This window comes from Wolbachia endosymbiont (group A) of Acrocera orbiculus, from assembly GCF_947250015.1.
GTDB classification, from domain to species: domain Bacteria; phylum Pseudomonadota; class Alphaproteobacteria; order Rickettsiales; family Anaplasmataceae; genus Wolbachia; species Wolbachia pipientis.
On the sequence record NZ_OX366272.1, the window covers coordinates 119,129 to 136,165 of the forward strand.

Annotated in this window: 19 protein-coding genes and 1 tRNA gene; 15 read left to right on the forward strand and 5 right to left on the reverse strand. The window is 35.1% G+C overall.

The genetic code is table 11. From position 1 onward, the window contains the following. Positions 1 to 7: 7 nt before the first annotated feature. Positions 8 to 80, reverse strand: a tRNA-Val gene (locus OOL03_RS00600). A 265-nt stretch (positions 81 to 345) separates the two neighbouring features. Between OOL03_RS00600 and OOL03_RS00605 the strand changes: the two genes are divergently transcribed. Beyond that, entirely contained in the window at positions 346 to 1,302 is a 957-nt protein-coding gene (locus OOL03_RS00605; RefSeq protein WP_253303014.1) for an IS5 family transposase, read from the forward strand. Between the two features lie 146 nt (positions 1,303 to 1,448). Here OOL03_RS00605 and OOL03_RS00610 read toward each other — a convergent pair whose 3' ends face one another. Then, entirely contained in the window at positions 1,449 to 2,723 is a 1,275-nt protein-coding gene (locus OOL03_RS00610) for an APC family permease (RefSeq protein WP_010082345.1), read from the reverse strand. Between the two features lie 135 nt (positions 2,724 to 2,858). On the opposite strand from OOL03_RS00610, the gene OOL03_RS00615 reads away from it, so the two are divergent. After that, on the forward strand, positions 2,859 to 4,184 hold the full coding sequence (locus OOL03_RS00615; RefSeq protein WP_264707408.1) for a hypothetical protein: 1,326 nt from the start codon (positions 2,859 to 2,861) through the stop codon (positions 4,182 to 4,184). A 218-nt stretch (positions 4,185 to 4,402) separates the two neighbouring features. Here OOL03_RS00615 and OOL03_RS00620 read toward each other — a convergent pair whose 3' ends face one another. Next, positions 4,403 to 4,609 carry a WPE palindromic element domain-containing protein gene (locus OOL03_RS00620; RefSeq protein ID WP_022626386.1) on the reverse strand — a complete coding sequence of 69 codons (207 nt, stop codon included), beginning with the start codon at positions 4,607 to 4,609 and terminating at the stop codon, positions 4,403 to 4,405. 141 nt (positions 4,610 to 4,750) lie between these two features. On the opposite strand from OOL03_RS00620, the gene OOL03_RS00625 reads away from it, so the two are divergent. The 5 genes from OOL03_RS00625 to OOL03_RS00645 all read left to right on the forward strand — a co-directional run bounded on the left by OOL03_RS00625 (position 4,751) and on the right by OOL03_RS00645 (position 7,003). Continuing rightward, a complete protein-coding gene (locus OOL03_RS00625) occupies positions 4,751 to 5,917 on the forward strand; it encodes an aspartate kinase (protein ID WP_264707409.1) in 1,167 nt (388 codons plus the stop codon). A 91-nt stretch (positions 5,918 to 6,008) separates the two neighbouring features. Continuing rightward, on the forward strand, positions 6,009 to 6,212 hold the full coding sequence (locus tag OOL03_RS00630; RefSeq protein ID WP_264707410.1) for a transposase: 204 nt from the start codon (positions 6,009 to 6,011) through the stop codon (positions 6,210 to 6,212). A gap of 15 nt (positions 6,213 to 6,227) precedes the next feature. Continuing rightward, complete coding sequence (locus OOL03_RS00635) at positions 6,228 to 6,374, forward strand: hypothetical protein (protein WP_264707411.1); 147 nt, start codon at positions 6,228 to 6,230, stop codon at positions 6,372 to 6,374. A 17-nt stretch (positions 6,375 to 6,391) separates the two neighbouring features. Continuing rightward, positions 6,392 to 6,628, forward strand: a complete 237-nt coding sequence (locus OOL03_RS00640; RefSeq protein ID WP_238513961.1) for a hypothetical protein — start codon at positions 6,392 to 6,394, stop codon at positions 6,626 to 6,628. A gap of 162 nt (positions 6,629 to 6,790) precedes the next feature. Beyond that, a complete protein-coding gene (locus tag OOL03_RS00645; protein WP_065094389.1) occupies positions 6,791 to 7,003 on the forward strand; it encodes a hypothetical protein in 213 nt (70 codons plus the stop codon). A gap of 154 nt (positions 7,004 to 7,157) precedes the next feature. Here OOL03_RS00645 and OOL03_RS00650 read toward each other — a convergent pair whose 3' ends face one another. Then, the gene (locus tag OOL03_RS00650; protein WP_264707412.1) at positions 7,158 to 9,074 is read right to left on the reverse strand and encodes an ATP-dependent helicase; all 1,917 of its coding nucleotides are present in this window, start codon (positions 9,072 to 9,074) and stop codon (positions 7,158 to 7,160) included. A 392-nt stretch (positions 9,075 to 9,466) separates the two neighbouring features. Between OOL03_RS00650 and OOL03_RS00655 the strand changes: the two genes are divergently transcribed. The 8 genes from OOL03_RS00655 to ccmE are packed head-to-tail and all read left to right on the forward strand — an operon-like array spanning position 9,467 to position 16,600. Then, positions 9,467 to 10,054, forward strand: coding sequence for an NADH-quinone oxidoreductase subunit J (locus OOL03_RS00655; RefSeq protein WP_006279581.1), 588 nt, complete (start codon positions 9,467 to 9,469; stop codon positions 10,052 to 10,054). Next, on the forward strand, positions 10,045 to 10,353 hold the full coding sequence (gene nuoK / locus OOL03_RS00660; protein WP_006012916.1) for an NADH-quinone oxidoreductase subunit NuoK: 309 nt from the start codon (positions 10,045 to 10,047) through the stop codon (positions 10,351 to 10,353). The genes OOL03_RS00655 and nuoK overlap by 10 nt, the downstream gene beginning before the upstream one ends. Positions 10,354 to 10,357: 4 nt before the next feature. Continuing rightward, positions 10,358 to 12,205 carry an NADH-quinone oxidoreductase subunit L gene (gene nuoL / locus OOL03_RS00665; RefSeq protein ID WP_264707413.1) on the forward strand — a complete coding sequence of 616 codons (1,848 nt, stop codon included), beginning with the start codon at positions 10,358 to 10,360 and terminating at the stop codon, positions 12,203 to 12,205. A 3-nt stretch (positions 12,206 to 12,208) separates the two neighbouring features. After that, positions 12,209 to 13,651 (forward strand): complex I subunit 4 family protein, encoded by a 1,443-nt coding sequence (locus tag OOL03_RS00670; protein ID WP_264707414.1) that lies wholly within the window; start codon positions 12,209 to 12,211, stop codon positions 13,649 to 13,651. Beyond that, entirely contained in the window at positions 13,648 to 15,033 is a 1,386-nt protein-coding gene (locus OOL03_RS00675) for an NADH-quinone oxidoreductase subunit N (RefSeq protein WP_264707415.1), read from the forward strand. The genes OOL03_RS00670 and OOL03_RS00675 overlap by 4 nt, the downstream gene beginning before the upstream one ends. 4 nt (positions 15,034 to 15,037) lie before the next feature. Next, complete coding sequence (locus tag OOL03_RS00680; protein WP_264707416.1) at positions 15,038 to 16,081, forward strand: biotin--[acetyl-CoA-carboxylase] ligase; 1,044 nt, start codon at positions 15,038 to 15,040, stop codon at positions 16,079 to 16,081. After that, positions 16,078 to 16,215 carry a CcmD-like small membrane protein gene (locus tag OOL03_RS07105; protein WP_006012903.1) on the forward strand — a complete coding sequence of 46 codons (138 nt, stop codon included), beginning with the start codon at positions 16,078 to 16,080 and terminating at the stop codon, positions 16,213 to 16,215. Before OOL03_RS00680 ends, OOL03_RS07105 begins: the two co-directional genes overlap by 4 nt. Next, the gene (gene ccmE / locus OOL03_RS00685) at positions 16,199 to 16,600 is read left to right on the forward strand and encodes a cytochrome c maturation protein CcmE (protein ID WP_012673317.1); all 402 of its coding nucleotides are present in this window, start codon (positions 16,199 to 16,201) and stop codon (positions 16,598 to 16,600) included. The genes OOL03_RS07105 and ccmE overlap by 17 nt, the downstream gene beginning before the upstream one ends. Before the next feature lie 62 nt (positions 16,601 to 16,662). Here ccmE and OOL03_RS00690 read toward each other — a convergent pair whose 3' ends face one another. Next, positions 16,663 to 16,995, reverse strand: a complete 333-nt coding sequence (locus tag OOL03_RS00690; protein WP_182320991.1) for a hypothetical protein — start codon at positions 16,993 to 16,995, stop codon at positions 16,663 to 16,665. Between the last annotated feature and the right edge of the window lie 42 nt (positions 16,996 to 17,037).

Genomic DNA, 17,037 nt, shown 5'->3' on the forward strand with positions numbered 1-17,037 from the left:
AAGCAAATGGGCAATGACAGACTTGAACTGCCGACCTCCTCGGTGTAAACGAGATGCTCTACCAGCTGAGCTAATTGCCCCTTTAGATCTAATTCTATAGCTCAATATTATTATTGTAAACAAAAATAGCAATAAATTGTATCCGTTCAGCAGAGTGGCAAAATAGGTAGACAAGGTGATCTAAAAAGATAATCATAGAGTAAATGTGAGGTAAGTCCTTACAATAAATGGTGTCATCCAAGTAGCCGACACTGGGATGGCTTTGTTGCATCGCTCAAGTGAAAAGAACTGGCAGTTACTGACAAAATTCATTATAAATAGCCATTTAACTGTTGAAGAAAAAATATGCCACAAAAAATGAGAGTCAGTAACTGCCATGAATATAACAAATTTCTCCAAGAAAGAGGAAGCATTTTTTGTTATATCAATGACGCCATAGAAAATTGGTACGAGAATTGTCCAAAAATGCAGGGCGGCAACTATATTTATAGTGATAAAGTTGTGATTTTGGTGCATATAATCGTCAGTTTCTTTAGAATTGGTTTAAGACAAACAGTCGGGTTTATAAAAGGGTATTTGCAACAAATAGGAAGAGATTTGGCAGTTATCAGCTATTCACAAGCATCAAGAAGGTTTAAGAAACTTAATATTAAGATAAATGATTGCAGAATTGATAAAAATAATATGGAAGATATCGAAATTGCTATAGACAGTACAGGAATTAGTATATACAACAACACTCCTGGTCACAGCAAGGAAAATAGCACTGACAGAAAATATCGTGGCTATGAGCAAACGAGAAAATTGCACGTAATGTTGAATATAAACAACAAAAAAGCCATAGCTGTAAAATACAGTAACGGTGTCTACTCTGATCACTATGGAGCTTGTGATTTGCTAAAAGAAGTTGATTTTCAGCATGCCATAAAAGCACTATATGCAGATAGAGCATGTGATAGGCACAAGTTTTATAAGTTGTGTAACAAATATGATATAAAGACAAAAATTCCACCAATAAACAATGCGGCAGAACATCCAGAAATAGATTATATGTCTGACAGGAATGCTGCTATTAGGTTAATAAAATTATACGGTGAAGATGGCATGAAAGAATGGAAAAAAGAAGTAAATTATGGGAAAAGATCTTATATTGAAGGGTTTTTCTCAAGATTAAAGCAAATATTCGGATTTAGTTTTAGGAATAAATCTGAGATAAATCGAGAAAAAGAACTGCTAATCAAATGCTATTTGCTTAATAAATTCACTGATATTGGTATGGCTAAATTTGAGATAGTTACATGAATTTACCATAAATCACCATCTCATAAAGTGTGATGCAACAAAGCCATCCCAGTGTCACGCACTGGCATGACACCCATTTCTTCCTATAGTTGTCTTTTCTCGTCTACCTTATTTTGCCACTCTGCTGAACAGATACATAACATTTGCTATACAGAAACTCTGCGATACCAAAATAAATAAAGAGGTACGCCACTTGCAGTGAATAAGCTTGCGATCAGCAAGGTATTCACAGAAGTTTCAAATATTACCCAGCAGCAAAAGGTTGTTGCTATACTGCCAATTAAAAATTTGTAACAACTCTTTTCTTGCACAATAACTTTGAGAAAAGCAAGACTGCATGCAAGGTAAACAAATAAAAATGAAACTACAGAAAAGTCGATAATTGATGTGATCTGCTTAGCAAAATTGTTGCTTGAAGTGAGGATTAGTAAAGTTGCAGTTCCAACTGAGCTAGTTGTTATGCCCCAGAAAGGAGAACCGTGCTTGTTTCTTTGAGCAAAAAACTGTGGCATCAGTTTATCTTTTGCAAGGCCAAGGGCCACTTGTCCACTAGCTAGTACCCAAGCGTTTAAAGTACCAACACAAAAAATGAACGCAGTTATAGAAATAATCAAGTGCCAATTGCCAGAGGCCATAATTTTTATTGCGTCAACATATGGTGCTCTTGAACTTGCTAAATCATTGCCATTTATTAATCCCATAATTGCAAGATTGTTGATAAAATACACAACAGCAACAGAGATTGTTCCAAGTACCACAGCTCTTGGTATTGTTCTAGCTGGATTATCAACTGACCCTGCAGGTGCTGTTGCCAATTCAACTCCAATAAAACCCCATAGAGTAATAAGTGTAGAACGGGCAAGAATCTGCGATGTTGTAAGATTTGATATTTCTTCACTTATGATGAAGTTATTTCTATCAAAAAAAAACAATGCTGCTATAGGTATTACAAGCAATACAGAAATTTTTATCACCGTCAATAAAAACTCAACACGTCCAGCAGTAGCTACTCCTCTAAAATTTATTAGTGTAATAATTGTAAGTAATAACATCTCTAAAAACAGATGTACGTTTTGAATATCTTCATGGAAAAATGGTGTAAGATAACCAACACCCACAACTATTACGGCTGTTGTGCTAACCCATGAGATCACCCAATACGTCCAACCAACAAAAAAAGCTGCAGCAGGGCCAAAAGCATGCTTTACATAGACGTGAGGGCCACCCGTTTCCGGAAATTTTGCGCAGAGTGAGGCAAAAACTAAAGCAAGAGATATAGCACCAAGCCCTGATATTATCCAGCTTATAAGGCTATACATGCCATATGGAGCAAGGCTAATTGGAAGCATAAAAATTCCAGAGCCAATTTGGCTGCTAATCACTAAGGCAAAAATAGCCCAAAAACCTATTTTATTTGACACAATAATTTTTGTTTAAATAGATTAACAATATACCCTAAACTCAGAAATTTCAATTGATCTTTTAACATAAAAACTTGCATTTTTTTCAATTTATTCCTAAAATAGATTATATTAACAGATTATTAAGGGGGGGTTATGAATCCGAGATTAAAAGCATTTTTGATTGTTTGTAGTATTATTGCATTTTTGATTGCACTTTTGTTTCTCGTGTATTATTTAAATCTTCTTGTTAACTATATCCTTGACCCGATTCTAGTTCGTCCCTTTGAAAGATTATACAAAAACTTAATTGTTGATGGTCTTTATGCCTATTTATCTACAAGCACTTCTAGCCCTGCACTAGCATTTTTGGCTACAGGTTTTATTGTTATTGCTGCGTTTATTTGCCTGAATAAAATGCTTCTTCCCTTGCAAGAGAAGATCATAAACAACTATACCTCCTTTAAAAACAACAATATTGATAGCAATAGCATGTTGTTTGAGGTTTATAAAGATCCAACAATAAAATTAAAGGACAAAATCTTATTCTTCAGTATACACTTGATATATTACCTACAGCTTCCATTTTTGTATATTGCATCAAAGGTATCAGCTCTACGTGGGTTTCTTATATTTAATTTTGGTTTATTATTGTTAAATTATGCACTGCTAATTCCAGTAGCACTTCTTGAGTTAATAAAATATCCATCAGTAAAACTCTTTTCACCTTTGGGTTTGAATGTAAAGCAGCTAAGCTTTTTGTTTAATGTAAGTGATGTGGGTACTAGTAGTCAGAGCGTTCATACTAGAAGTTTTCAGCAAAGCGTTATTGAATGTGCCAAAAAATTAAAGGAAGAACATGGTACGCCGTTAAATGAGTTGGATGAAGAGTTTAAAAGTTATATAAGCGGTTTAACAAGTCAGCAAAAACGAATGATAGAACCTTATCTAAGATTGGATGGTTATGAAACTGGGGAGTGGGTAAATTGGGTAGATTCACAAACCGGATTGACATTGACACAGGCTATAAATTTAGTTTTAATTGCGGCAAGAGAGCAAAATGCAGACGTAGAACTATTGAAATCTATATTACTGGTTCGCTTTGAAGAAAGTAACCGCCAATGTGGTCCTGGAATGCTTCTCCGTATTATTTATGCATTAAGTGGCCTTGAAGCAGAAAACAACTTTGCAGCTCAACTGGAGCCTCAGCTAATGGGGAAGTTGGCTGGTAATGCTACTAAAAGATTTCTTGAGAAATATGTGGATAAGCACTACCATAAAATAAAAGTTTTGAAAGAAAATTTTGATAATTTGTATTCACCAAGTTCTGGGGTGGATTTGAGCAACGTGAGTGATGAAGTAAAGGACGGCATTTCTTATACAAGAGATGCTATAAAAGAATTCGTGTTTAAGGAATTATATGTAAAGTTTTATAACGACTATGGGGAGCATATTCAGAGAGGGCAGATAAAACAAAGTTAAGGGAGTTAATAACGGATGAAGTCGTAGACGCGGCAATATATTCTAAAATAGATGAAATAGAAATCCCTGCAGAACCACCTACTTATCTTGAAAGAGTAAAAGCATTTTTTGGAGGTCATGCAAGGTCTTCTGCTGCTTAGTGGTTTAGTTCGTGCTATATAGCTAAACTAACTTAGATTTACTGACAATTTTAAAACAACAAATTCGTCATTCCGCTACTAGTTAGCGGAATCTATACCGCGAATGAATCCATAGCTGTACGAACATTGTGATTTGAGAGCAATTTCCACAAGGGAGGGTGTCATTCCAGTGCTTGGCACTGGAATCCAGCCTTTATTATGCAGCCACTTGGTTGAAATTAAGTCTTCTGGATCCCAGTGTCTAGGCACTGGGATGACACCATTTGCTGTGCAATTTACCTTCAAAAATGAATGTTCGTACAGCTATGGAATGAATCGTGGTATGACGCGTTAGCTATAGCTTTGTCCTCCCTTTTCTAAATGGCTTGCAAGCTGCTATCTCTACAAAAACTATATTTTTCTTCAGAAGAGAGTTATATTGTAACTATGGACAAAATAATCATAAAAAAATTTGGTGGGACTTCGCTAACTGATTTAAACCGAGTTGCAAATTTGATAAAAAACGATATTGAGAAAGGTTGTAATGTAATCGTTGTTGTATCTGCTGTTGCAGGATTTACTGACCAAATGGTTTTTCAGGCTAGGCAAATCTCAAATTTAAGTTATAGACAAGAGTTATCAGAGTATGACGTTATGCTTTCAGCAGGAGAACAAATCTCTTGCGGTCTATTAGCTATCACTCTCCAATCGATCGGAGTTAATGCTAAATCGTGGCTTGCCTGGCAGTTACCAATTGTAACTGATGATTTTTATTCTGAGTCTAAAATAAAAACAATAAAGATTGAACGTGTGAAAAGATCTTTTGCTGAGGGTTATACTGCTGCGATCATTGCTGGTTTTCAGGGTATAAATGATGATAGAATCACTACTTTTGGAAGAGGAGGCTCTGATATATCAGCAGTTGCCTTCGCGGTAGCCTTTGGTGTTAGAACTTGCGAAATTTTTACTGATATTGATGGAATATATACAGCAGACCCGAGAATTGTTCCAAAGGCACGCAAGCTCAAATTTATCTCTTACGATGAAATGTTGGAAATGTCGTCATCTGGTGCTAAAATACTGCATAATCGTTCAGTACAACTTGCAATGAAACATAACATTAAAGTGCAAGTGCTATCCACTTTTAAGGAAGTAGAAGGCACCACAGTGCTACACAAAAGGGATGTACTAGAGAGATACTTAATTACTGGAATAACTTATAGCACTAATGAAGCTCTTGTAACTTTCACTAACCTTGCAAATAACTTGCGTACTTTAAGAGATATAGCAGGAGCAAACGTTAAAATTGATATGATACATGGGTCAAGTTTTGTTATCTCCAAATTTGATATTGATTTAATGGAAAAGTTACTGAATAAGAATGAAAATTATGCTATAAACGATAATGTAGCTAAAATTTCAATAATTGGTATTGGTGTTATGTCTAACACTGAAGTGATGCACCGCACACTCAAGGTTTTAAGCGAAAAAAAGATAGAAATACTTGCTATCACAACATCTGAAATCAAAATCAGTATAATTGTTCAAAAAGAATGCGCTGCAGCTTTAGTCAAAGATTTACATACTGAGTATGAGCTTGATATGCAGCACTAGGATAGGCTTGACGTCCAGTTGTCTAAGAGTATGTCTTGAAAAGGAATGAGGAAAAAAATATGATAGTGTAAGTAAAAAATAGGAGGGAAAATTGTATCCAAGTGATATAAGTGATAAGGAATGGGAAATTTTGGAGCCACATGTTGCACAAGGAAAGATAGGGAGGCCAAGAAAGCACAATATCAGAACAATTATTAATGCAATAAGGTATATAATGAGAGGTGGTTGTCAATGGGGAATGCTGCCGAAAGATTTTCCTCCATGGAAGACGGTGTATGACTATTTTCTCAGGTGACGTAGTAATGGCAAATTGGAAAAAATACATAATATGCTAGTAAAAGAGGTAAGAAAAATGTTTGGTAAAAATGAAACACCTTCAGTAGGAATAATTGACAGTCAATCAGTAAAAACCACTCAAAAAGGGGATCCAGAGGATATGATGCTGAAAAAAGAATAAAGGGTAGAAAACATCATATTGTTGTAGATACAGTGGGCTTAATTATTGCGGCTGATGTTCATAGTGCAAGTGTTCAAGATCGTGATGGTGCTCTAAATCTTTTCACTCAAGCTAAATACAAGGCTCCAACTTTACGTAAGTTTTTTGCTGATCAAGGATACATAGCAAAACCGCTGTTTATTGGAGACAGGATACGATTACCAAGAAAGCTGTTGATGTTACAGGATTTTTCGACAATCTGGACCACAATTTAGCACTGCAGGCTATCAAGAAGCACACAGACTGCAAATGGGTCATACTGTATGTTGAAAGGTGGATGAAATCCCCTATTCAGCAAGCAGATGGCAGTAAGGTAGTTAGGGAAAAAAGGAGTTCCGCAAGGAGGTTCAATAAGCCCAATCATTTCAAACATATTTATACACCATGCATTTGATATATGGATGAAACAAAATCACCCAACAGTACCATTTGAAAGATATGTGGATGATGCGATAGTGCACTGCAGAACTAAAAGACAGGCAGAATTTATGCGAGCAGCAATCGAAGAAAGATTGGCACAATGTAAGCTAAAATTGCAACCTGATACCAATGCCATTCCAAAACTCCATCATTATACTGCCTTAGTATAACCTTCTCACTTCTATTGTCTATTTGTTTGTTATGTAATAGAAATTGGTATGAGATTGAAGAATTAAGTGTGAACGGTTACAGAATTTTTGCCAGGAGAAACATATAGTTGAAGTAATTCAGATTTGTAAGATATGTTTATCTGCAATTATAGCTTCAACAGTAGGCAATGTTGCTTTTAATTACCTCAACATTTTCTCTTGGCAATTCTTTAATGAACCGAGAAGTGCGCATCGGTTGCCACTGGTTGTTAATTTCCCTCCTATCTGCACATGAAATGATTAACCTTTCCTTTGCCCTGGTTATGCCAACATATGCAAGTCTTCTTTCTTCTTCTAAAGCTTTACCACTTTTATCATCAAAAGATCTTTGATGAGGAAATAATCCCTCTTCCCAACCAGGTAGAAACACGCACGGGAATTCAAGTCCTTTGGCTGCATGAAGAGTCATAACATATACGGTGTCATCGTTATTCATATTATCCACTTCCATCACCAGACTTATATGCTCCAAGAAAGTTGTGGCATTATCGAAATTTTTTAAAGATGAGATGAGCTCTTTAACATTTTCTATTCGTGCTAAGCCTGTTACCTCCTCATTTTCAAGCATTTCAATATATCCTGATTGGTTTGCTACGATTTTAACGAATTCATGCAGTGGTTTTACGCTTACTATTTCTTCCCAAGCTTTAATTTTATTTAAAAAATCGTTGAGTGAGAGTTTAATTCTTTCGGTTACCTGATTACTATTAACTAATATTTTTGCTGCCTCAAAAAAAGAAATTTTGTTATCCTGAGCAGTCGTGTATATTTTCTTTAGAGTTGTAGCTCCTATGCTTCTTTTTGGCCGATTTACTATCCTTTCGAAAGCTAAGTCATCGTTATTGTTTGTAACAAGTCTTAAATATGCAATTATATCCCTGACTTCCTGACGTTCGTAGAATTTTACGCCACTTATAATCTTGTAGGGAATTGAATATTTTATAAAATACTCTTCGAGAACTCTAGTTTGAAAAGTGGCCCTTACCAGCACTGCAATGTCACTAAATCTGTATTTATTGAGTTTCAATATCTGTTCGCTTATGAACCTTGCTTCAGCTTTCCCATCCCATAATTTTATTAGATTTACCTTTTTCCCTTCAATGTTTGTTGTCCACAATTTTTTTTCTAAGCGAGTCTTATTGTGATTGATAACATATGACGCAGTTGCAAGTATGTGGGATGTTGACCTGTAGTTACACTCTAGTTTAACGGTTTTTGCATTTTTAAAATCATCAGAAAACTTAAAAATATTTTCAACTTCTGCACCACGCCAACTATATATCGACTGGTCATCATCTCCTACACAGCAAATATTTGAGTGCTCTTTTGCAAGGTATTTTAGCCAAAGATATTGTATCGCATTTGTATCTTGATATTCATCTACCATGACATATTTAAACTTGTTTTGGTAGTAGGACAGAACTTCGGTCTTTTGATTAAAGAGCTGTATGTTATATAGCAATAAGTCACCAAAATCGACAGAATTAAGGAATTTCAACCTTTCCTGATACTGGTGATAGACCTTGAGTGCAGTTACATATACTGGCCTAAATGATTGAATATCTTCCACTTCAGATGGCAATAAGCACTTCTCTTTCCATTGCTGAATAATATTCATAATGGTCTTACATTTTTCTGATAGGTAATCAGGATTTATTTCATTGATAATATTTTTTATTACCTGTAATTGGTCATCCACACCAATGATTGTAAAATTGGGGTTTAAGCCCACAATTTCTGCGTGCATGCGCAAAATTTTTGCTGCAATTGCATGGAAAGTGCCAAGCCATGGTATGTTTGTGCCCGTTAGCTCAAGTACCCTTGATACCATCTCATTTGCTGCTTTATTTGTAAATGTAACTGCTAATATCTCATCAGAATAAGCGTGACCGTTTCTAATTATGTGTGCTATTCTTGAAGTAATCGTTCTTGTTTTTCCCGTCCCGGCTCCTGCCAGTATCAAAACTGGTCCATCTATGTTAGTTACAGCTGATTGTTGTTCTGGATTTAGCAGTGAGAGATAATCGTTCATCGTAGCCCTATAGATTATAACTTCGTAAAGTTAAACCTATGATTGAAATATTGTAAAGGTTTTATTGAATAGAACAGTTAAAGAATGCTTCACTCAAGTACTACATATTTAAACGTAGGTTTTACATCTATTTTGTTTTAGTAGTTTCAGGTGTATGTCGAGTAACAACAACTTGATTTGAGGTATTGGCACCAGAACTTCTGCTTGTTGGGTGGATAAGTGGAGTTTGGAATGGCTTATATGTACGCCTTCATTTCTATTTCTTCAGCTTTATAATAATTTAAAATGGAGCTGGAGCTTTGTAGTACAATGTTTTCAAACGTTTAATATAATATTGACTTTACCACGATAGTCACTTTAAATTAGTAACTATTGTTGCAGTTAAAGTATCGATGCCTTTTTTCTTTTATTTTTTTGCAATTCTCAGCATTTTATCTGCTGTATGCGTAATTAGTGTAAGAAATCCTGTGCATGCAGTATTATTTTTAATTTTCACCTTCGTTAACTCTGCAGTTCTTTTCATTCTCCTTGGAGCTGAGTTCATTGCTATGATGGTGATGATAGTATACATCGGTGCGGTTGCGGTGTTGTTCCTCTTTGTAGTTATGATGCTCGATATTGACTACATAAGGTTGCGCCAGGGTTTTGCAAAGCATTGCACTCTTGGTGCTATGTTGTGTGTTGTGTTTTTTCTAGTCATCAGCTTTGTAATCCGCAGCTCAGCACCGAATATAAGCAATGTTATAAACTATAATACCAATAATGTGAAAGCTATTGGTAATTTGCTGTATACCGACTACATGTACGCTTTTCATCTTTCTGGTATTCTGCTGCTTGTTGCAATTGTCGGTGCAATTGCTCTTACTTTGCAGGACAAGAAAAAAGGAGTTAAAAAACAGAATGTATTAAAGCAATTGACACAATCTTCATCTGTAAAATTGATTAAGGCTAAATTTGGAAAAGGAGTAGAATGGAAATAGGATTAAATCACTTTTTGATAGTTGCTGCTGTTTTGTTCACTATTGGAGTGTGCGGTATTTTCATCAACCGTAAGAGCATAATCAATATATTGTTATCAATAGAAATATTATTGCTGGCAATTAATATCAACTTAGTTGCTTTTTCTGCCTTTATGAATGATATAGTTGGGCAAATTTTTGTGATGTTTGTGTTGACTGTTGCGGCAGCAGAGTCAGGAGTTGGGCTTGCAATATTGGTTGTATATTATAGAAGCCGTGGCAATATAGATGTTGAACAAGCAAATTTAATGAAAGAATGAAAGTATGATGGATATACTGAAATTAATAGTATTTTTGCCACTTTTTGGTTCGCTATTTGCAGCACTTTTTAGAAAAAGTCAGTTAGTTACAACGGCAGGGATTGGAATATCTGCAGTTTTATCTTGGTATGTTTTTCTCACCTTCTCTGAAAATTATCACTTGAGTTTATTTCCTTTGTTTTCATTGAGCATCTTAAAAGTAAATTGGGCAATTAGTGTGGATGCTCTCTCATCCTTAATGCTTATTGTTATTACCACCGTTTCACTGGTAGTACATCTCTACTCTATCGGTTATATGGAGCATGATAAGGGGAAGTCGAGGTTTTTTTCTTACCTATCGCTATTTACGTTTTGCATGATTGTGCTGGTTGTAAGCGATAATTTCGTGCAGCTTTTTTTTGGCTGGGAAGGGGTTGGCCTATGTTCTTATTTACTCATAGGATTTTGGTTCCAAAAATATTCTGCAAATAATGCAGCAATTAAAGCATTTGTTGTGAATAGGGTAGGAGACTTTGCACTATTGATTGGAATCTTTCTTATTTATTATACATTTCACTCTTTGAATTTTACTGAAGTTTTTGACACAACTGATCTTCTTGGCACGCAGAACATTAGGGCATCCTGCTGTGAATTCAAAGTAACTCATATAATATGCATATTACTTTTTATTGGCTGTATGGGTAAATCTGCACAGCTTGGTTTACATGTTTGGTTGCCAGATGCAATGGAAGGGCCAACTCCTGTTTCTGCACTTATTCACGCAGCAACGATGGTAACAGCAGGTATATTTTTAGTAGCAAAGTGTTCTCCATTGTTTGAGTCATCAAATGTGGCACGAGAATTAATAGTTATCGTTGGAGCACTCACTGCTTTTTTTGCAGCCACCGTTGCAATTACTCAGAACGATATAAAGAAAATAATTGCTTATTCAACCTGCAGTCAACTTGGTTATATGTTCATGGCATGTGGGCTTTCTGCTTACAATGTTGCTATTTTTCATTTAATGACACACGCTTTTTTTAAAGCTCTACTATTTCTTGGTGCTGGCAATGTGATTCATGCAATGCATCATGAGCAAAACATTCAGAAAATGGGAAATTGCTGGAAGAAAATCCCTTGCACTTACGCTCTCATGTGGATTGGATCTCTTGCGCTTTCTGGGATATTCCCATTTGCAGGTTTTTATTCAAAGGATTTGATAATTGAACATGCTTATAGCACGGATAGCTTTGCTTTTGTAATAAGCTTAGTTGTTGCATTCTTCACAGCGTTTTACTCTTGGAGGTTATTGCTTCTTGTGTTCCACAGCCAAAAACAAAGTAAAATTAATATACATGAGGCACCAAAGATTATGCTTATACCATTACTGATACTCGCTTTTGGATCAGTATTTTCTGGAATATGGGGAGCAAATATTTTGAACATAACTAGTAATGCGTTTTGGAAATCAAGTTTAGTGATGATTGATGAGCATGGAGTTCATAATTTCTTTATAAAACTACTGCCAACCTTAACAAGCCTAAGTGGAATAGCACTTGCGTACCTAATTTACCAATATCAAGTAATTAGGCAAATTAAGAGTAAATTTTTACTTAAGTTTTTGCAGAATAAATGGTACTTTGATGAGGTGTATGAGTTTGTTATAATTGCACCGATAAGGTTTATATCTAGGCTTCTATGGAAGTTTGATGTTAAGGCTATTGATTCATTTGGACCAAATGGTGTTGTAAGGTTGGTTAATGAATGTTCAAAAAGTTCTATAAAGTTACAAACTGGTTATATATTTGATTATGCATTTATTATGTTTGTTACTTTAATAATCGGTGCTTTATATATTATTGGAATTAAATAGAAGGTGTTGTTACTTAGTATATTTTTGCTTCCACTGATAGGAGCGTTGATTTTATCCTTAATCAGGATTAATCATCAATCTATACACTTAAGATTCCTTGCTCTATTTTTTGCTGCACTTCCATTTTTGCTTAGCATTGTAGCTTGTATAGAATTTGATTATAACGATGCGGACTTTCAGTTTGTCAGCTACCCAATTAGAAATGTTGGAATAGGGATAGATGGTATATCGTTGCTTTTCCTTCTGCTTACAACTTTCTTGTTTGTAATTTGTATACTCTACAACTGCAAAATGAGTTATACAACCCTTAGGCCATATATGGCATTATTTCTACTGCTTGAGAGTTTTGTAGTCGGTTTTTTCGTTTCACTGAATGCTATAAGCTTTTATGTGTTTTTTGAAGCTGTTTTAATACCAATGTTCTTTATTATTGGCATCTGGGGAGGAAAACACAGGGTATATGCAACGTTTAAGTTGTTTCTTTATACATTAACTGGCTCATTATTATTTCTACTTGGATTGGTTTACATCTATAACATTTTTGGAACGTTTAATATACAAAAATTAGCTACATTAGTGCCAAGCCTTGATCTTGAAGTGCAGTCATTGCTGTGGATTGCATTTTTTATTTCTTTTGCAATAAAAGTACCGATGTTTCCATTTCACACTTGGCTTCCTGATGCGCATGTACAATCACCAACTTCTGGATCTGTGATTTTAGCTGGCTTGCTTATTAAAATGGGAGGATATGGATTTTTAAGGTTTTCTATTCCAATGCTTCCTCAGGCAAGTTTATATTTTTCAAATTTCGTTGTTGTGCTGAGCATTATTGCGGTGATATATGCTTCGCTAGTTGCGTTTGCTCAAGATGATATAAAGAAGTTAATAGCTTATTCTTCAATAGCACATATGGGGATCGTTACTGCTGGCCTCTTTTCATTTTGTGAGGAAGGAGTACTGGGTAGCATATTTCAAATGATTAGTCATGGCCTTATTTCTGCTGCTTTATTTTTGTGTGTTGGAATGCTATATACTCGAACTGGAACTTTGGAGATTGCAAAATATTTTGGCATAGTAAACACAATGCCAAAATTTGGTTTTATGTTCATTTTATTTTCAATGGCTTCAATAGGGCTACCTGGAACATCTGGATTCATAGGTGAGTTTTTGGCTATGGTTGGAATGTTTAAGAGCATAGGGTTTTTTACAGGATTTATCGCACTTGGCACTATTTTAAGCGCAGTTTATATGCTGAATTTATGTAAGCAAATAATATGGGGGGTTAGCTATTCTAAATTATTAAATAACCGCTTGGATAGCATAGAATTTTCTGTCTTAATTCTGCTTGCAGTGTTTGTTATTTTGCTTGGATTCTACCCAACCCTTGCACTGAATTATTTGAAGCCATGTATGGCAAATTTGTTAGTCAAATATAATGCGCTATGAATTATATACAGATATTGCCGGAAACGTTCTCTATTATCTCCTCGTTAGTGTTGCTACTGCTTGGAATTATATTTAACCGCCGAACTATCAACTTATTAGCACTTGGCTGCACAGTGGTAACTTTGATTATTTTAATTATTTCGGCAGAAAACAATGAAATTTTTCTCTTTAATTCGTTGTTAAAACTCAATTTATACATCAGGTCAGCCCAAGGGTTAATTCTCAGCACAGGAATTTTAATACTTTTGATGCTGAATTTATCAAAATATGACTATAAATATGAATTTTCAATACTGATTCTTTTTGCGCTATTTGGCATGATAACTTTGGTTTCAGCAAATAGTCTGATTTCTTTTTATTTAGCTTTTGAGTTGATGAGTATATCTTTGTATGTTCTTGCGAGCTTTAATAAAGATTCAGCTTATTCATGTGAAGCAGGAGTGAAATATTTTACACTTAGTGCACTATCTTCCTGCATTATGCTATATGGAATGTCGCTGCTTTATGGATATACAGGACAAGTCAATTTCTCTGAGCTCGGTTCATTCTTGCAAAGCCATCAGATAACTTATGGAATAGTTTTTGGATTAGTCTTTATCCTAATTGGTTTGTGTTTCAAGCTTGCTATTGCTCCTTTTCATATGTGGGCTCCAGATGTCTATCAAGGTGCACCTACCATAGTAACTGCGTTTTTTTCTACGGCCCCAAAAGCTGCACTTGTAACATTTTTAATTCGATTGATGAATGAAGAGTTAGTAAATGTAAAAAGTTATGTTCAGCCTATTTTCTTATACGTTTCAGCATTGTCTGTGCTTATCTCAGCTTTTGGGGCCTTACGTCAGCAAAACTTAAAAAGGCTGCTTGCTTACAGTTCAATTGGTCACATTGGTTTTATATTTGCTTCACTTTCTATTTTTACACAAGCAGGAACAGATAGTGCCTTAATGTATCTGGTGATATATATCATCACAAGCATAGGGCTATTCTCATATCTCGTACAAATTGACGATGACGATTGTGATATTGCAAATTTATCTGGTATAGGGAAGAAACGCCCAATTGTAGCATTTCATCTTTCTGTGCTGTTACTCTCAATGTCGGGAATACCTCCACTTGCTGGGTTTTTCGCTAAATTTTTTATATTCAAAAGTTTAATAAATTCTGGCTTTATCAGCCTGTCCTTGATCCTTGTAATAGCGAGTGTGATATCATGCTACTATTATTTAAATATCATGAAAGTTATGTATTTTGATAAAGCTAGTGGTAATAAGGTTGCTTATTCTAAGGGTCTATTCATTATCACTTCAGTGGCTTCACTGATCAACCTCGTTCTTTTCTTGTATGTAGAAGATCTTTACTCACTCATTGCACTAAAGGGCTGACAAGGTGATCCCTGAGGGCTTTCATATTCATCATTACAAAGAAGTTTCAAGCACTAATAAAGAAGCGTTGGATTTAATTGATAAAGGAATATCAAATGAAACCGTTATTATTGCCGATAAACAAACAGAAGGCAGGGGGCGCACCGGAAAAAGTTGGGTTTCTCCAGAGGGTAATTTTTATGCGAGTTTGGTGATAAACCTCTTTAACGATTATCTGAATGAAAGCCAGCTTTCGGTGTCATTCCAGCGCGTGACGCTGGAATCTAGAAAAAAAGAAGAATGGTCAAGCACACAACTGTACAAACGTTGTGGTATTCCCACCAAGGATGATGTCATCCCAGTGCCCAGACACTGGGATCCAGAAAACTTAATTACAAATGGGCACATCAGGCAACTGTGTAATAAGAACTGGATTCCAGTGTCACGCACTGGAATGACACCACATACCACCTGCAAATTGCAATGTTCGCATAGTTATGTGTCAAACACTGGGGAAAATACTGGGATGACAGAAAGAGGTTTAATGAATCAAGTTAGCAAATTAACAGAATTGACTTTTGTGACTGCTCTTGTTGTAGGGAATACTTTACTGTCATTTATGGATGATAGTAACATTCAATATAAATGGCCAAATGATGTCCTAGTTGATAGTAAAAAAATCAGTGGAATATTGCTTGAAAAAAGATCCAATTCGAATTGGCTTATTGTAGGAATTGGAATTAATGTCAATCATGCACCACTTCCAGGAACAACGTGTATTAGCAATTACGGTGAATCTGTGTCTAAAATAGATCTATTAGAGAAATTAATAATAAATTTTAATAAGCTAAGAAAGCAATGGCTGTTTGATGGGTTTTATGCTATAAGAAAAATGTGGCTCACAAGAGCATTCAAGATGAACGAGCAAATCAGTGTAAAGTTAGCTGACAAATTGTATGAAGGAATTTTTGCTGATATAGATAAAAGTGGTAAATTGGTGTTGCAGCAAAAGGATGAAAGCTTAATTTATTTTGATGCAGGTGAGTTATTTATTAACGATATATTATGAACACGTATGTGATTTTTGCTTACCTTATTAGTCTTACATTGATTACCGGAGAACTGATTCTTACCATTTCTTGCTATATTAAAAGTAAAAAAATTCTAGAAAGCCTGAAAGATAATAATGAAGAAGAAACATAAGCGATTACTTATAACTTCAGGAATTTTCTGCTTTTTAAGCTGCATAGTCTTTTTTATTTTAACAACGCTCAAAGAAAACATCTCATTTTTCTATACAGTAAGTGAGGCAATAGTTTTACAAAATAGTCAAAAACTAATCCGTGTTGGTGGAATGGTTGTTGAAAATAGCGTGATACGGAGCGAAAGTGAAGTAATTTTTCAAATGACAGATTTTAACAAAAGCGTTGTGGTAAAATATCAAGGGATACTTCCACCAATGTTTTCAGAAAAAAGTGGTGTTGTTGTGCAAGGTAAAATGTTTGATAATAGTACTTTTCTTGCAGATACAGTGTTTGCAAAACATGATGAGAACTATATGCCGAAAGTTTTAAAACAGATTCCCTAATTCAGCTGTATTGAAACGATATGTAGAGAGAGTAACAGCCCACTGGGCTATTACTTTTTTTCTTATATGAATTCAGGAGCATCCATTGGTGGCGGTTCTAGCGAAGATTTTAAATCGTTAATTTCTTTTATTAGCTCGTCAAGCTTACTCCTTTCTTCTGTTAGCATGTCATTTAATTGACTGATAGAGTTGCTATTGTTATGCAATACATCATCCAATTCAGGAACGAATTTCGTGTTCAGCTCTGCGATTAATTTATCTAAAGCTTTGTGGACATAACCAAGCTGCGCTGGATTTCGCGCAACTGTTTCATCATAACCTTTAGGTTTGGTGTTAACTTCTATTTTGCTTATTACTTTAAGTTCGTTTTTGCTTTCTTGTTTACTATTATTCATGCTAACTCCTATAAAAAATTATAATTTCAAAATCAACTCAGC

Bases quoted from the DNA above. Each gene is read 5' to 3' on its own strand.
- OOL03_RS00605 (WP_253303014.1), top strand. From the start codon at position 346: ATGCCACAAAAAATGAGAGTCAGTAACTGCCATGAATATAACAAATTT.
- OOL03_RS00615 (WP_264707408.1), top strand. From the start codon at position 2,859: ATGAATCCGAGATTAAAAGCATTTTTGATTGTTTGTAGTATTATTGCA.
- OOL03_RS00625 (WP_264707409.1), top strand. From the start codon at position 4,751: ATGGACAAAATAATCATAAAAAAATTTGGTGGGACTTCGCTAACTGAT.
- OOL03_RS00650 (WP_264707412.1), bottom strand. From the start codon at position 9,074: ATGAACGATTATCTCTCACTGCTAAATCCAGAACAACAATCAGCTGTA.
- OOL03_RS00655 (WP_006279581.1), top strand. From the start codon at position 9,467: ATGCCTTTTTTCTTTTATTTTTTTGCAATTCTCAGCATTTTATCTGCT.
- nuoK (WP_006012916.1), top strand. From the start codon at position 10,045: ATGGAAATAGGATTAAATCACTTTTTGATAGTTGCTGCTGTTTTGTTC.
- nuoL (WP_264707413.1), top strand. From the start codon at position 10,358: ATGATGGATATACTGAAATTAATAGTATTTTTGCCACTTTTTGGTTCG.
- OOL03_RS00675 (WP_264707415.1), top strand. From the start codon at position 13,648: ATGAATTATATACAGATATTGCCGGAAACGTTCTCTATTATCTCCTCG.
- OOL03_RS07105 (WP_006012903.1), top strand. From the start codon at position 16,078: ATGAACACGTATGTGATTTTTGCTTACCTTATTAGTCTTACATTGATT.
- ccmE (WP_012673317.1), top strand. From the start codon at position 16,199: ATGAAGAAGAAACATAAGCGATTACTTATAACTTCAGGAATTTTCTGC.
- OOL03_RS00690 (WP_182320991.1), bottom strand. From the start codon at position 16,995: ATGAATAATAGTAAACAAGAAAGCAAAAACGAACTTAAAGTAATAAGC.